The organism is Salipaludibacillus sp. CUR1, assembly GCF_021028955.1.
In the GTDB taxonomy this organism is placed as follows: Bacteria; Bacillota; Bacilli; order Bacillales; family Salisediminibacteriaceae; genus Salipaludibacillus.
Genome location: NZ_JAIWPE010000096.1, coordinates 440,311 through 455,116 on the forward strand (window position 1 = coordinate 440,311; position 14,806 = coordinate 455,116).

The 14,806-nt window shown below is 39.0% G+C and carries 14 protein-coding genes; 5 read left to right on the forward strand and 9 right to left on the reverse strand.

From position 1 onward, the window contains the following. Nucleotides 1–212: 212 nt before the first annotated feature. Entirely contained in the window at nucleotides 213–632 is a 420-nt protein-coding gene (locus K8O68_RS20940; protein WP_230898680.1) for a globin domain-containing protein, read from the forward strand. Continuing rightward, nucleotides 629–1,564 (forward strand): ClpXP adapter SpxH family protein, encoded by a 936-nt coding sequence (locus tag K8O68_RS20945; protein WP_230898681.1) that lies wholly within the window; start codon nucleotides 629–631, stop codon nucleotides 1,562–1,564. The genes K8O68_RS20940 and K8O68_RS20945 overlap by 4 nt, the downstream gene beginning before the upstream one ends. A gap of 728 nt (nucleotides 1,565–2,292) precedes the next feature. Here the strand turns inward: K8O68_RS20945 and pepF are convergent. The 4 genes from pepF to mecA all read right to left on the reverse strand — a co-directional run bounded on the left by pepF (nucleotide 2,293) and on the right by mecA (nucleotide 7,813). Continuing rightward, nucleotides 2,293–4,101, reverse strand: a complete 1,809-nt coding sequence (gene pepF, locus K8O68_RS20950; RefSeq protein WP_230898682.1) for an oligoendopeptidase F — start codon at nucleotides 4,099–4,101, stop codon at nucleotides 2,293–2,295. Between the two features lie 93 nt (nucleotides 4,102–4,194). Further along, on the reverse strand, nucleotides 4,195–5,433 hold the full coding sequence (locus K8O68_RS20955) for a competence protein CoiA (RefSeq protein WP_230898683.1): 1,239 nt from the start codon (nucleotides 5,431–5,433) through the stop codon (nucleotides 4,195–4,197). A 111-nt stretch (nucleotides 5,434–5,544) separates the two neighbouring features. Then, nucleotides 5,545–7,056: a cardiolipin synthase gene (gene cls, locus K8O68_RS20960; protein ID WP_230898684.1), complete on the reverse strand. Its 1,512-nt coding sequence runs from the start codon at nucleotides 7,054–7,056 to the stop codon at nucleotides 5,545–5,547. 100 nt (nucleotides 7,057–7,156) lie between these two features. After that, nucleotides 7,157–7,813 carry an adaptor protein MecA gene (gene mecA, locus K8O68_RS20965; RefSeq protein ID WP_230898685.1) on the reverse strand — a complete coding sequence of 219 codons (657 nt, stop codon included), beginning with the start codon at nucleotides 7,811–7,813 and terminating at the stop codon, nucleotides 7,157–7,159. Between the two features lie 291 nt (nucleotides 7,814–8,104). On the opposite strand from mecA, the gene K8O68_RS20970 reads away from it, so the two are divergent. Then, a complete protein-coding gene (locus K8O68_RS20970; RefSeq protein ID WP_230898686.1) occupies nucleotides 8,105–8,797 on the forward strand; it encodes a TerC family protein in 693 nt (230 codons plus the stop codon). Between the two features lie 37 nt (nucleotides 8,798–8,834). On the opposite strand, the gene spxA is transcribed toward K8O68_RS20970, so the two are convergent. Next, nucleotides 8,835–9,236, reverse strand: a complete 402-nt coding sequence (gene spxA / locus K8O68_RS20975; RefSeq protein WP_230898687.1) for a transcriptional regulator SpxA — start codon at nucleotides 9,234–9,236, stop codon at nucleotides 8,835–8,837. 292 nt (nucleotides 9,237–9,528) lie between these two features. Between spxA and K8O68_RS20980 the strand changes: the two genes are divergently transcribed. Beyond that, nucleotides 9,529–10,560 (forward strand): YheC/YheD family protein, encoded by a 1,032-nt coding sequence (locus K8O68_RS20980; protein ID WP_230898688.1) that lies wholly within the window; start codon nucleotides 9,529–9,531, stop codon nucleotides 10,558–10,560. A 220-nt stretch (nucleotides 10,561–10,780) separates the two neighbouring features. Here K8O68_RS20980 and K8O68_RS21515 read toward each other — a convergent pair whose 3' ends face one another. The 4 genes from K8O68_RS21515 to K8O68_RS20995 all read right to left on the reverse strand — a co-directional run bounded on the left by K8O68_RS21515 (nucleotide 10,781) and on the right by K8O68_RS20995 (nucleotide 13,762). Further along, nucleotides 10,781–10,909, reverse strand: coding sequence for a hypothetical protein (locus tag K8O68_RS21515; protein ID WP_255717402.1), 129 nt, complete (start codon nucleotides 10,907–10,909; stop codon nucleotides 10,781–10,783). Between the two features lie 88 nt (nucleotides 10,910–10,997). Next, nucleotides 10,998–11,564 carry a GNAT family N-acetyltransferase gene (locus K8O68_RS20985; RefSeq protein WP_230898689.1) on the reverse strand — a complete coding sequence of 189 codons (567 nt, stop codon included), beginning with the start codon at nucleotides 11,562–11,564 and terminating at the stop codon, nucleotides 10,998–11,000. A gap of 279 nt (nucleotides 11,565–11,843) precedes the next feature. Then, on the reverse strand, nucleotides 11,844–12,023 hold the full coding sequence (locus K8O68_RS20990; RefSeq protein ID WP_230898690.1) for a hypothetical protein: 180 nt from the start codon (nucleotides 12,021–12,023) through the stop codon (nucleotides 11,844–11,846). Between the two features lie 512 nt (nucleotides 12,024–12,535). Then, a complete protein-coding gene (locus K8O68_RS20995) occupies nucleotides 12,536–13,762 on the reverse strand; it encodes a putative glycoside hydrolase (protein WP_370640555.1) in 1,227 nt (408 codons plus the stop codon). Between the two features lie 309 nt (nucleotides 13,763–14,071). Between K8O68_RS20995 and K8O68_RS21000 the strand changes: the two genes are divergently transcribed. Then, entirely contained in the window at nucleotides 14,072–14,614 is a 543-nt protein-coding gene (locus K8O68_RS21000; RefSeq protein ID WP_230898691.1) for an HD domain-containing protein, read from the forward strand. The last annotated feature ends 192 nt before the right edge of the window (nucleotides 14,615–14,806 follow it).

Here is a 14,806-nt window from a genome sequence, read left to right on the forward strand (position 1 = left end):
TATTTAAGTCCTTTTTAAGTGATCTGCTTGAAATTATCCTAAAACCGGGCGGAATAACGGCCTGTCCCCATACAGTCTTACAGAAGCAAAACACATTTGTTGCGACCTAAGCTTCCCCTTGCTACAATAACGATAGAAAAGCTCCGGGTATAGTGTACCCGTGAAAAAGCGCTAATGTATGACTATTTCAACATCTTTAAAAGGAGACCCCGATGACTCAGCCCAACAACACGGTATATTCACTTATCGGAGAAGATAAATTAGACATACTCGTCGATCATTTTTACGAGTTAGTATCTGAGCACCCGGATTTAATCGAGGTGTTCCCCGATGATTTAACAGAAACAGCGCGAAAACAAAAACAATTTCTTACCCAATTCTTCGGAGGCCCGGCTTTATATACAGAAGAACACGGTCACCCGATGCTACGTGCACGCCATATGCCTTTCAAAATTACACCGGAGAGAGCTGAAGCCTGGCTGTCTTGTATGGCTCAGGCGCTCGTAGAGGTAAATATAGAGGAACCTTTAAGAACAGCTGTGTTTGAACGCTTATCTTATACAGCTCGCCATATGATCAATTCCGAAACGACACATTCCTCTGAAGGAAGCCGAAAGGGGTATGACTCATGACAGCCAAGGAAGGAAATTTTGTTTGTTATGACAATCTGGGTATCTGCTGCCCTGTTGAACCCGCCTCTTTCTATATAATGGAGCGGGAAAAAAAACCTGTAGAAATATATGTGTTTATAGACCCTTTATGCCCTGAATGCTGGTCTCTTGAACCTGTTATAAAAAAACTGCAAATGGAATACTCAAATTATTTTAAGATTACTACTTTTCTCGGCAATGAAATGAGATCCTTAAATTCACCATGCGGGAAACAGTATAAATCCATCGTTGAAGAAATGGCTAAATCGTACAACGAAACTGCCTGCCGTACAGGTATGCCCTGTGACGGAGATGTGTGGTATGAAAATGCAATGACTACCCCTTACTCTGCTATATTGGCCATTAAAGCTTCTGAACTCCAAGGTAAAGCAATAGGGTCAAAATATTTGCGCCGTGTACGTGAGGCTTTATTCCTTCACAAAAAAAATATTGCCAGTGAAGACGTATTAATTTCCTGTGCTGAAAAAGTAGAAGGAATGGATGTCGGGGAGTTTGCTAAGGATCTGCACTCAGAAGTGGCTAAAAAAGCTTTGCACGGCGACTCCAAAACGACAAAAGAGATGGATGTCGACGCTTTGCCGACAATGATTTTCTTCGGCGAGGATGTGGATGAACCGGGTCTTAAAGTTCAAGGGTTGTATGACTATAACGTCTATGTGAGTATTATCTCTGACATTCTTGGAAAAGAACTGCAGAAGTGTCCTCCGGTTTCATTAGAACACTTTGTATCATTTTATTCTCTGGTGGCAGAAAAAGAAATTTCTGTCGTGTTTGATATGGATGCCGAACAGGTAAAAAAAGAAATGAAAAAAATGCAGCTAAAGCAGCAAGTAAAAGAAATCCGTACAAAGCACGGCTCATTTTGGCGGTATACAGGAGAATTAAACGAGTAATTCCATACATTCAGTTCACCCGTACGGAGCAATGCTTCCGTGCGGCTTTTTAATTTCCGGAAAGTTTTGTCCTGTTAACTCATAGACTAGACAAAAGAGCACTCTGCTTTTATGGACGCTTATTTTTCTTTCCTCTGTTATCCATTGTTGCTTCCCTCCTGAGGAACCCGCTTTTTCTTCAGAAGCACGAAAAAAATCAGGCGGGGTAACCTGATTTTTTTCGATCGGAACATTGTCAATAGTTTGAAAGGCTTCTCCGTCAAGGGGTTTGTGACGTCCACATAAGCTAAGGGGGAGTTATGTGATCCCTTTCACAATTCTAATTTAACAAATTCTGATCTGACTTACAATACGTACGTGAATGTTTTCACAAATTAGTCAAAGATTACTTATTTTCATAAAGAGGTGACAGCTGTGAAACTAATTTTTGGCTTGCTTGGCATATTAATCAGCTATACTTTAACCCTAATGAGTTTAATGAATCTATTTCCGTTCTGGCTGTCTTTCCCTATACTTTTTCTGACTATATTATATACACTCCATACGTTTACTAACCGGCACAGATTTAAAGGATTTTAAGTAATGGGAGGTGGCCTTGAAGTGTTCCCAGGCCAATCCCCTGAGTGAAACCAAAATACGAAAGCACAATAGCATTCTTTATAGCTACAATTATTTTATCCAGCTTTAAGTAAAGATCTGCCGGAGAAACTCCCGGCAGCTTCTCCGTATTAATCAAACAGCAAATTTTCCAGCTCATCCAGCGTTTGTTCAAATACTTTAAGAGCCTGTTTTACCGGTTCAGGAGAGGTCATATCTACTCCTGCTTTTTTTAGAACTTCAATCGGATAATCTGAACTTCCTGCTTTCAGGAAGTCTATAAACCGTTCAACCGCCGGTTCCTGTTCTTCAAGAATCTGTTTTCCTAAAGCTGTGGCAGCACTATACCCGGTAGCATACTGGTAGACATAAAAGTTCATATAGAAATGAGGGATTCTTGCCCACTCAAGAGCGATCTCTTCATCAATAACTATGTTATCGCCGAAATACTTCTTATTAAGGTTATAATACGTCTCGTTTAACGTGTCCGGAGTGAGAGGTTCACCGTTCTCAGCCTTATCATGAATCATTTTTTCAAATTCCGCAAACATAGTCTGCCTGAAGACGGTGCCCCTGAACCCTTCAAGAAACTGATTAAGTAAGTACAGCCGGCGCTGTTTATCAGTCTCTTTTTTAAGCATATAATCATTTAAAAGTGCTTCATTGGTTGTCGAAGCAACCTCTGCTACAAAAATAGAATAGTTGGCATAAGGATAAGGCTGTTCCTGTCTTGTGTAATAGCTGTGCACGGAATGACCGAACTCATGCGCCAATGTAAACAGGTTATTCACATTATCCTGCCAGTTCATTAAGATATAAGGCTTGGTTCCGTAAGCTCCTGAGGAATAAGCCCCGCTTCTTTTCCCGGCATTTTCTTCTACATCAACCCAGCGCTCTTCAAGTCCTTCATTTACAATAGAGGTATATTCACTGCCGAGAGCAGATAAGCCATTAAGCATCAGGTCCTTCGCTTCTTTATAAGGAATTTCCATCTCCACATCTTTGACAATTGGAGTGTATAAATCATACATGTGAAGCTCATCCAAATCCAGTGCCCGTTTTCTTATATCTACATAGCGGTGAAGCAAATAAAGGTGATCATTTACTGTTGAAACCAGCTGATCGTAGACAACTTCAGGAATATGGTTTTTACTTAGTGCAGCCTGGCGTGCAGAATCATAATTGCGGACATTTGCATTAAAAATGTTCTTTTTTACATTCCCACTTAACGTACTGGCAAATGTGTTTTTATATTTGCCATAAGTCTCATACACAGCTTTAAAAGCGTCTTCTCTTACTCTTCTGTCATTGCTTTGGAGAAAACGGATGATTCGCCCGTGAGTTACTTCTACTTCATTTCCATCCTCATCTTTAATTACCGGAAATGCCAAATCGGCATTATTTAACATACCGAATGTAGTTGAAGGGGCGTCTGTTACTTCCCCTGCCTGGGCAAGAATAGATTCTTCTTTCTCACTGAGTACGTGGGGACGCTGATGGTTTATTTTTTCAAATGCATGTTCATACAACTGCAATTCGGGTTCATCTTTTATAAACTGTTTAAGAGTTTCTTCAGGAATAGATAAAAGTTCAGGTGTCATAAATGAAGCAGACTGACTGACCTGAGTCAGCAGCTGGCTTGCTCTGTCGTTCAACCCCTGGTAAAAAGAATTCGTCGTATCCTGATCATAGCGCATATGGGCATATGTATAAAGTTTACCCAGTTTTTTTGACACTTCGTCCTGGTAATGGAGTGCTTTGTACAATTGTGCTCCTGATTCCCCTAATGTTCCTTGAAAATTTTTTAGTTCAGGAAGCATCTCTTTCACTTCCTGGAACTCTTTTTCCCACTCATTATTATTTTCATAAATATCCTCCAGATCCCACGTTTTCTCTACAGGAATCTCTTCTCTTTTAGGTAACGATTTTTGTGCGGCCAATACAGGCACCTCCAATAATTAAGTCATTCTACCCTCTTAGCTTACTATTAATTGGGCCTTTCATACAATTCTAGATAAATACTCAAATTCCTGTTAAGTTTTAAATATATTTTTGTTCCCGAAATAAACAGCAAGTTGATTACATACGAAGGTATCATCTGTCAAAAGATTGTTAAATGTTTTTTTTACAGTTATATGGCGGACAACTTTGTACACTCCTGGATATAACTTAATCAATGCTCCAAATAAACAAAGAAGTTCAAAATATTCCGCTAATAAACATCTGATTATTTCTTTATGGTGTATAGAGGCTGGGCGAAAAGTAAACCTGTACTGATGTGCAGCGTTAATCATTTCCATAGTAAGAGCTGATAAATGAATAGTTTTATTGACTTCAGTCCTATTAATTAATTTAATCACAAGCCAGGACTGCCATAAGTGAGGAGGCGTCATAAGCATATATTGGGAAGGTAAAGGAAGGTTGCAGACTGCAGGGAAATAATTGAGGTTTAACTGGCAGCTTTGAAAAAGTGGAAGCATTCTTTTTTCTGATGGCGTCATTGTCACGTACATTTTTGTCCGTAAGCTCAACGTACGTTTTTTCCATTGCTTCAGAATGTCTGCCATGCACGTTTTTGTATTTGTGTCCGGGAAGAATAAATTTATCGGGCTGCAAAACATATCATAAGGCGAGATAGAAGAAGAATAATTTTTAGCTTGAAGGAATATTTTTCGAGGCTGAATATAGAAAAAACGGGAGTAGATAAGCCATTTTTCTTTGTAAGGGTCATAATATATTGAGTGGGGCACAGGCTCCCGCCTGATCAAAAAGGAGTCCAGAAGAGTTAAAGTCTTCAACGTATAGTTTTCATTTGTTTCAGAATTGTGAAGTCCTATCCAAACCGGCTCATACCCAGCCTCTATATAAGAAAAATGCCTTTGCATAAATTGCTCGGTGTCTATACTGGATCTCTGAATTTCCAGCACATAACAGCGGCCGTTTATTTTCATACATAAGTCTGGTCTTCTTCTTAATTCAGGTAAATATAATTCGAGGTAGGTTTCAATATGGTGGGAAGTTAGCCACTGATAGAGTTTCATTTTAGCAGTTGCATGAGCAGCTGTTTCGTTCGTTCTGCGGAAGTCACAGCGGGATAGAGGAAGGTGGGCAAAGTGCCAGGATTGGCAGTTACCCAGTTTTAAGATAACTTGTTCAGTACAGTGAGGGCAAAAAAATTGGTAGGATAATTTCATTTTCATCAGCTCTTCACGTTTCCATTTGCGGCTTAGCAAAGAGATCGTCTGACCATCTGAACGGCCGGCATGATACATATCACATCACCTTCTTTTCAGGCAGCTTAATAACCCACAGTTAAAACTAAGCTGCCCGATATAGTCCAGTTAATTATAATAAATGGGGAACGTACGTTCAACAGGAATTTATTATAAAAGCGGGGAAAATAACCTGGACGTTGATTCAATAACCTTTTGAACTAAAGGGCGTTTTTGGAATAATTCATGCCGGATAATTGTAGAATGTTCCATATCATAAATAAAATCACTTACTAACGACTCTACACTTCGTGTTTTGTATAAAAAAGCGTTCGCTTCAAAGTTTAAATGGAAGCTCCTCATATCCATGTTAGCCGTGCCGATAGAAGCTATTTCATGGTCAACAATTATCACTTTACTATGCATGAACCCCTGATTGTATTCATAAATTTTCATACCCGCCTCAAGCAGTTCAGGAAAATAGGACCTGGAAGCATAAAATACAATCCGTTTATCTGGTCTGCTCGGAACCAGCAATCTTACATCCACTCCGCTTAAAGAAGCTATTCTGAGAGCACTCAAAATGTCTTCGTCAGGTATAAAGTAAGGGGAAGCAATCCAGATTGATTTTTTGGCTGATGTAATCATCGCAAAAAATAATTTTTTCAGGATTTCCCATCTTGTATCAGGTCCGCTTGCAATCATCTGAACCCCTCCCTCCAAATCCCTTGCAGGATGTGACGGCGATAAATAATGCTGTTTAAGAACGGATTTCCCTGTAGCATAATACCAGTCCCTTAAGAAAATCAATTGCAAACTTCTAATCGCTTCGCCTTTAATAAGCAGATGCGTATCACGCCAATGACCAAAATACCGGTTTTTACCTAAATATTCATCTCCAATATTAAGTCCCCCGATAAACGCGTAGCGGGTATCCACCACAATGATTTTCCGATGATTCCGGTAATTCATTTTATGGGTTAAAACAGGAAAACGGACCGGGGAGAAGGGGACTGCCTCCACCCCGGCTTCATTCAACTCTTTCATATAATTTTTATTTAAGTTCCAGCAGCCTACCGCATCATAAAGAAATCTCACTTTTACTCCGTTTACAGCCTTTTCGATTAGTATCTCTTTAATTTCGCGGCCGATCTCGTCGTCTCTCACTATGTAATATTCCATATGGATATGATCTTCTGCCTGTTTGAGAGCTTGTTTAATATGGGCATATGTTTCTTTTCCGTCTGTCAGTACTTTCGTATCTGTCTGGAAAGATATAGGATTATTAGCCAGTTTATGGGCAAGTTTAAAAAGGTTTCTCTGATGATGGCCCATTTCATTCAATTTGGATTCATCTACTGGTTTAGTGCCTTCGATTTGATATAACGCCTGCTCATCCATAATGGCTTTTTCTTTAAAAGACTTACTTTTTCTCTGATTTTGACCGAATAATAAATAAAAGAAAAAACCCACTACAGGGAGGGTTCCCAGCACAACCAGCCATGTTAACGTTTTGGAAGGGTTACGATTTTCGAGAAATATAACGATAGCTATAAAAAACGCCGATATAGATACGAATAAACTGAAGCCTCCGACTACCCAGCTTTCCCAATATTCTCTGGTAATAAATAAAATAATGCCAATAACTAAAGCAAATAAAATAACCTGAAGACGCTTTAACATACTTAAGACCCCTGTTCTGTATGATCGTGGAACGCTTCCCTATAATTATCATAATGAATTCCGGGAAAAAATAAAAGAAAAAACCGGTCGATTGACCGGTTTATACATCGAATTGTTCGCTTAAAACCTTTAAGGCATTTTGTTTTATAATTGTTTTACCATATTCCCGTATGCGGTGAATTGTAATATCAGACTCGTATCCAAACTCAAGCATTCTGCTTAACATGTTATCTTGTTCTTCATCAGTAAAGGACTCATCAAGTGTTACAAAAATGTAGTACTTGTTTTCGAAATGATGCAGACTCGTATTGATGTCTTCTTTAAAAGAATGGCTTAATGAGATTAACTCTTCAAAGTCGTTAAATCCTATAACCACACTTAGTGAATTATCTTTTCCGATATCACTTTCGTTGCTGTGAACGAACTGCTGATCCAGCATATTAACAATATTGTTATCCACTGGAGCCTCATCTTTCTCGTCTCCAACCGGAATTTCAAGTTTTACATTACCGTCATTCATCTGTCCGCGCGTTACAATAACTTCAAGCCCTTTCTCCAGAGCATGTACCTGAACCCATAACGGGCCGTTCATTTCGAAAGTCTCGTCTTCATTAACCTCATTCATCATTTCAAAAAACAATTCTTCTCCGCGTTCTCTGTTATACCAGATTTCCTCTTTATCAAAACCGCGCCGCTCAATATCGTAATATGTGATATAAAATTTAATTGTTGTTTCATTTATTCTTTCGATTTCCATGTGCTCTCACCCTTTCGAGAGATAAAATCAATTTCACTTGAGAATAATTATTATATATAATCTATTCCCTAATACATCACTCATCAATCATTTCATCTTACCCTTATTTTAAGTGATTACAAGTCGAAATGAAATAAATATGCTTGAATTTTTTTTGGAAATTATCATTTCGTAATTTCTTACTATTTCGTTCTTATTTAAAGATGGGTTGTATATATTGTAAAAGACTCTTTGTCCAAAATCCAGTGAAAAATGTTTTTCATTTTTTTCTGTTCCAAGGGGGAGTATTCTTTGAGTTCAGAAATGATATGGACCCTTCTGACTATTATAGGTATTGATATTGTACTGGGTGGTGATAATGCAATTGTTGTGGCTCTCGCTTGCCGCCATTTGCCTGAAAATATGAGAAATAAAGCCATCATATTAGGCATTATGTTTGCAGTACTGTCCAGAGGATTGCTTACTGTGATAGCCGTTCAATTACTGGCAATTCCCTATCTGATGGGAATAGGCGGCTTCTTCCTCATCTGGATCGCTTTCAGGCTGGTAAAAACGGAAAACAGCCACAATGATGCACAAGAAAATTACTCAGTGAGCGATGCAATTAAAACAATTGTCATTGCGGACGTAGTTATGGGATTTGACAATGTGATCGCTGTAGCCGGTGCTGCAGATGGCAACCCCTCTCTCGTAATTGCCGGATTAATTATTTCAGTTCCTATTATCATTTGGGGAAGCAAGCTGATTCTGTACTTAATGGAAAAATTTCCGGTAATAATTTATTTAGGTGCCGCTATCCTGCTTTACACCGCGGGTAAAATGATTGTCCATGAGGATATTGTGGTATCACTTCTGCAACTAAGCGCCTTCCCGGCAGATTTCTTTGTTCCCGGGCTGGTTATCATCGGACTCTTAATCGCGTGGATTACCCAGCGGATCCAAGGAATAAAAATTATGTTTTATTCACCTGCCCGAAAAAAATAAAGAACCTTCCGTTCAGTTAAGTACGGAAGGTTTATTTTTATTCATTAACAAGTCTTTTAGTGGCTTCCTGAAGTTGGAAAGTACGGACTTTTCTAGGAAGAAAACGGCGGATTTCTGCTTCATTATAACCGACCTGTATTCTTTTCTCGTCCAGGATAATAGGGCGTCTCAGTAAGCCAGGGTGGTCACTGATAAGTTGAAACAGCTGTTGAAGCGGCATGGAATCAAGCTCAACGTCTAATTCCTGAAAGACTTTGGAGCGGGTAGAAATAATTTCATCGGTACCATCTTCTGTCATGCGGATCACTTGTTTAACTTCTTCCACAGATAGAGGGTCTGAAAACAGGTTTCTTTCCTCAAATTCTATGCCGTGTTCTTCTAACCATGCCTTTGCCTTCCTGCACGACGTGCAACTTGGCGATGTAAACAATGTTACCATTAGGACAGCTCTCCCTTCAAAAGTTAATCTGCGTCCATATATGTCAACTGCTTTTATAAACAATATCTTTTACAATTATTATTATACTATACTTGTTTTAATTTGGCTAGACTCTATTTTTAAAAAGTTATACAACACTTATACTCGTTGTACATGTTAGATACCCACATTTGTCTAGTTTCCCTTCTTTCATTTATTTAAACGTTTTAATTGAGAATAATTGAAGTTTTTTTCAACAATTTCTTCTGAACCAACTTGCCTTAATCAACATATCCTGTATCAGGTGATTAAAATGGACAATAAAATCTTAATCGGTATTATGACAAACAAAAAGCCCAGGGAAAAACAACTTAAAAGGTTTATAAGTTTTAATAAAAACCCTAATGTTAAATTGTTTGCATTTACACCGTCCGGTATAAATTGGCAAGAGGAAAACATCAGCGGGCTGACGGTCTCAAAAGGAGAAACCATTACTAAGGAATTTCCGTTCCCTAGCAGTGTGATTAATTTAATTTATACAAAACAACAGAAGACAGTGGCTAAGCTTGAAGAAAGACTGGGAGGTAAAAAAGTTTTTAATACAGTCAACCGGTTAGATAAATGGCAGACATATGAAACATTGAGTGAATCCCCTGTTGCATACTTTCTCCCAGATACATTTATGTTTGAAGAAAAAGAGTTTCTGCCTCTTTTAAAGAGATATAAAGTACTCTATTTAAAGCCGCGCCACGGGCTTAAAGGATCCCTCATTTACAGAATTGAATGGAAAGAAGAAGCCGGGCAGTATAATATTTATGATCATTCCTCTACCCCTGTTTTTGTGTTTAACGACGAAAAGCTGTGCCTCACTAAAATAAAAAAGATAGCAGGAAAGAAAAAATATATAGTACAGCAGGAAATTAAAAGTGCTGCAGTAAACGAAAGCATCTTTGATATAAGAGTCATTATTCATAAAAACAGGCTTGGCAAATGGGAGATTTCAGGTGGATTGGCCCGAATCGCCGTCCCCCGTGTTTACATTACAAATGCCGCTTTAAAAGTGCTCCCTTTGGAGGATCTCCTCAAAAGACTTAATATGGGATTTCTCCAGAGAGCAGTTTTTAAGAAGAAGTTAGAACTGATCAGTATCGCCTCTGCCAAAGCTTTAGAAGAGCAAGCTGGGCAGTTTGGTGAACTAAGTGCTGATTTTATGATTGACGAAAGAAATCAGATGTTTATGCTGGAGATAAACGGTCAGCCTACTAAAAAAGTCAGCGACCCGGGTTTGTTGGAAAAAATGTATACTAAACCTCTTGATTACGCCAGTTATTTAGCTGAAAATTAACTGCCCTCTTCCCCTTTATTAAGGTCATTCCATTGGCAGAAAGGCTCCCTGTTTTCAATTAGATTGAGAAATTATCAATTAGCATTAAATTACAATAATGAAAGCAGGAGAAACTTTGCAAGCCTGCTCCGTATTTTTACGTTTTTGATAAAAAACTCATTTGACTCCGGATTCCAAAAGAAGCCAGCTCTTTATGAAAAAGAGCTGGCTCTTTGTTCCGTCAGGCAATCCATTTAAATTGTGAAACAGGCTGTTTCTTAGGGATTTTATTAACTTCATCCCACTTTCGTTTAAGCAGATCTTTCCACAGTACCTTTTTCTTTAACTTTCTTCTAGCTCTGCTACCCATTGCAAAACACTCTCCTTTCTAATGTGTTTTGACAAGACAACAGATGTCTATATTACAGTCCGGCGAATTGCCAGACGGAAACATAACTTTAACGGGCGGGTTCTTCCTTTGTCTTTTCCTCAAAACTTAAAACTTCATTAACATCTTCGTATGATTTTCCATAAATTTCTTTATCTTTATACGTATGAATTGTTTCATACGTATGACACATTTTCTGGTAAATACTTTCTTCAGGTTCATCTGTAGGAGACCAGTATAATATCTCAAGTTCGTTAACTTCCCCAGTATCAAGAGAACGTCTCCGGTAACCGATCGATTCAGCGTGCTTGAAGCCTTCTCTGTCATAGAATCGTCTTCTTTTTTCTGTATCTGTATCTTCATAATCAATTGGTTCTACTTCTAATATAATCGGCTTTCCTTTACCTTTCATTTTATTTAATAATTTCTTTCCTAAGCCCTGCCCTCTGGCCTCTTTGGAAACAAACAGGTAATCAATAAAAATAAAGTCATCCGTTTCCGCATACATGAGAACATGAAGCGGACTGTCATCTTTTTTATAAATATTTTTCTTTTCCTGCAGCAGCAGTTCCATATGCTCTTTTGATTTCATTTCTTCTATAGGAAAGTACTGGTTAAGCTTTTTATACCAATTCATGTGTGACCTCCATCAATCTATAATGGTTTTCAACCATTTCTATACCCGGTTTGTACTTAACTAAAACAGCAGATGATCTCTTTATTTATCTCTATACTGTTATTATATGCGTTTTTAATAAAATCATAAAGAGGGATTTGCCTGAGTAATTGAAGTTCTGTCTGACTTTAAACTTCTCAGTTACTGTCTGCAGAGCCATTATTAGAATTACTCTCCAATGCGCCAAATATATAACCCGCCAGACATTAAAAAAATCATTTATATAAGGCTGGGACAAAACTAAATTAAATTAAATCCAGGATAACCGAAGAATGAATTCACAATAGACCATAAGGTGAGATGAGGTTCATAAACGCACTCGCTTGCCGCAGGCATCTCTTCAACTCCTCGGCAAAGATCGCCTGCGGGATCTTCAGAAGATGCTTTTCCTGCATGCGTCTCGTGATTTTTGAACCTCATCAATTTTTAGCTTTTTTTGATTAAAGGACAGAAGGTAGCGACGCCACAGGGGTTAAGCGCAGTCTGAAGATCCAATTCAACGAAGCTCCAGGCTGAGTTGAATTTTAGCCAATCATGCAGAAATAACTCACCCCTTAAATATATTAGTAATCCGATAAACGAAGGCGAGAACACCCAGAGGATGAGCGAAGTCTGAAAATCCACTTTCCCGAAGGAGTCCTTCGGGAAAGTTAGTTGAAGACAAGCCCTCGGGTAAAGAAAACACAGCGAGGCTCTGGCGAGCTGATGTTGCACTTATGCCTGTGGTATAAGCCTTCGCCAAGAGTGAATCGGCAAATTAAAAGGACAAGCCCCTGGGCAAGCGTCCGCCTGGCGGACTGAACTCACTGACATTACTATTTATTAAAGTTAATTTTTTATTAAGTACAAAAGCGAAAAACCGAACAAAAATCATAATATTTGTTCGGCTTTCTTTATAATTACTATTCTTTTGTCCCAGCCCCGACTTCCATTTAATTATCTTCCAAATCAAGGTCAAGCATATAGTCAACGCCTTGTGAGTACCTGTTTCCAGCGTTCCACAACAGGAATTCATGAATACCGTTATCATATAACGCTTGAATTTGTGCCTCTACCTCATCTTTGCCATAATCCATGTAATTCCCCGATCCAAGGTAAGCAGCTGTAAAATCCTGAATCCACGGCCGCGACACAGGCGGTTCATCCAGAGCAGCAAGAACATCATTTTCAAGCTGTGCATAAGCATCAACGAGCTCGTAAGGATATAGATCAGGCTTGTCCAGGCCGAAATGCGGTGTCCAGTGACTTGGGTAAATCATAGAAGAAATAACATCAACATTGTCTGAAATCTTAGAAAAGTTCTGTCCAATTCCCGGAGCTTCAGAGATCGTTGCAGCATAGCCGAATATGTCAACTGAAACGTCTACATCATACGGTTCCAGCTTTTCTCTCGCATACGCTACAAAATCCGTGACTGCAGTCACCCTTCTTTGAACGTTTTCCTCCGGGTCATCGGTGAAGTCTCCACCGTCATAATCCAGTACATCATCCCGATTTTCGAAACCTTCAGGGAACCGGACATAGTCAAACTGAATATCCTGGAAACCCATTTCTGCAGCTTTTATGGCAATATCTATATTATAATCCCACACTTCTTCCATAAAAGGGTTAACGAATGCTTCTCCCCGGTTGTTTTTCCATACTTCCCCATTTTGGGTAAACGACAAATCAGGCCTTTCTTCGGCTAATAATGTATCCTTAAATACAACTATTCGTGCAATAGGGTAAATTTCATTCTCTTCCAATGTCTCCATCATTTCTTCAGGGTTCCCTATCATGTTTTGGGATATATCATAATAAGGATCATCTTCATCAGGCCTGTAAGTTAAGTAGCCATCATCGTCTTTTATATCTATAACCATTGAATTTAAAGCTGTCGAATCCACTAACTCAAGTAACTCATTAAATCTTGCTCCTCCTGCTGAGTGCCCGGTCACAAAAATCCCTCTGACCGCGTCAGGGTATTCAAATGTATACCCTGAATCAAAAGTAAACCGAGCGACCCGGTCAGGCCATTCCCTTGCTTCAAGAACTGTTTGCTTTTCACTGTGGTAAGAAACCGTCACCGTCTCTTCTTCTCCGTGTGCTGCAGAAGGCAAAATCATACCGCCTATTGCGGCAGCACCTAACACCGACACTAACTTTTTATTATTCAACATACCTTCTCCCTGCCTTTTCAAATAGATGTGCTATATTATTGTTTGGTAACTGCAGGTGTTTCACTCGTTATTATGTAACCAGTTAAAATAATTGAACTGCCTGCTTTAAAAATGAACAATATGTCTCTACTTGGTAAATTATACATTGAAATGATTCACTAACCAATGGATATTTTTAAATTAACTGCGTCTTCGGGAAAAAAGTGTCAATTTTAGTCTGGTGTCCAGTTTTCTTTTTGACAAACCGGGTATGTACAGATATAATATTGAACAATATACATTTTTACAGGAAAAGGAGGAGATGACAGTATGAAGCGTGTGACACTTACAGAAATTTACAAACACCCTATTGCTCAGAAATACGTCAAGCGTGCAGGTATGGCTCACGCCATCTCCGTTGCATATCATGCTTTTAACTTTGCAGCAGAGCGCGGGGTAAACCCTGATTTAGCTGTTAAAGCTGGTTTTTTACATGACATTGGACATTATACATGGTACAGGAATGGCCAATGGGACTACAATCTGTATAAAGAGAATGATATACATGCAATAAAAGGGGCTGAACGGGCACATAAGTTACTAATCCGTCTGGATGAGAACCCAGTGTCTGCGAAAGAAATTGCTTTGGCCATACTGCTCCATACTGATTCATATCTTCCGGAACGCGGCATCCAACGCGAACCGCTTCAGGAAGTAGTGGCATTAGCGGATGAAGCGGATGAAGAACCGGGCGGGACTCACCACTACCGGTTTATTTCTGAAGAAAAAGCCCTTCATATGATAAAAAAATTAGATGAAAAAATAGAAGCACACACCCTGTCCCGGGATAATGAAAACCAGCCAGCCTCTTAAAAAAACAGGCTGGCACTTTTTTATTGCTAATTACCATTAGTCGTGCTACATTAAGAGTAACAAAAAAATGCGCTTATATAAAAAGGGGAGTAGCAACCATACTGGTTTATGAATCGTCATGACGACGCCTGGCGTCCGGTTCATAAAGCTTTGGGAGTCCCGGAGTATGCAAGACCTTTTTATGAAACGTTT

Bases quoted from the DNA above. Each gene is read 5' to 3' on its own strand.
- K8O68_RS20940 (WP_230898680.1), top strand. From the start codon at position 213: ATGACTCAGCCCAACAACACGGTATATTCACTTATCGGAGAAGATAAA.
- K8O68_RS20945 (WP_230898681.1), top strand. From the start codon at position 629: ATGACAGCCAAGGAAGGAAATTTTGTTTGTTATGACAATCTGGGTATC.
- K8O68_RS20955 (WP_230898683.1), bottom strand. From the start codon at position 5,433: ATGTATCATGCCGGCCGTTCAGATGGTCAGACGATCTCTTTGCTAAGC.
- cls (WP_230898684.1), bottom strand. From the start codon at position 7,056: ATGTTAAAGCGTCTTCAGGTTATTTTATTTGCTTTAGTTATTGGCATT.
- mecA (WP_230898685.1), bottom strand. From the start codon at position 7,813: ATGGAAATCGAAAGAATAAATGAAACAACAATTAAATTTTATATCACA.
- spxA (WP_230898687.1), bottom strand. From the start codon at position 9,236: ATGGTAACATTGTTTACATCGCCAAGTTGCACGTCGTGCAGGAAGGCA.
- K8O68_RS20980 (WP_230898688.1), top strand. From the start codon at position 9,529: ATGGACAATAAAATCTTAATCGGTATTATGACAAACAAAAAGCCCAGG.
- K8O68_RS21515 (WP_255717402.1), bottom strand. From the start codon at position 10,909: ATGGGTAGCAGAGCTAGAAGAAAGTTAAAGAAAAAGGTACTGTGGAAA.
- K8O68_RS20985 (WP_230898689.1), bottom strand. From the start codon at position 11,564: ATGAATTGGTATAAAAAGCTTAACCAGTACTTTCCTATAGAAGAAATG.
- K8O68_RS20990 (WP_230898690.1), bottom strand. From the start codon at position 12,023: ATGAGGTTCAAAAATCACGAGACGCATGCAGGAAAAGCATCTTCTGAA.
- K8O68_RS20995 (WP_370640555.1), bottom strand. From the start codon at position 13,762: ATGTTGAATAATAAAAAGTTAGTGTCGGTGTTAGGTGCTGCCGCAATA.
- K8O68_RS21000 (WP_230898691.1), top strand. From the start codon at position 14,072: ATGAAGCGTGTGACACTTACAGAAATTTACAAACACCCTATTGCTCAG.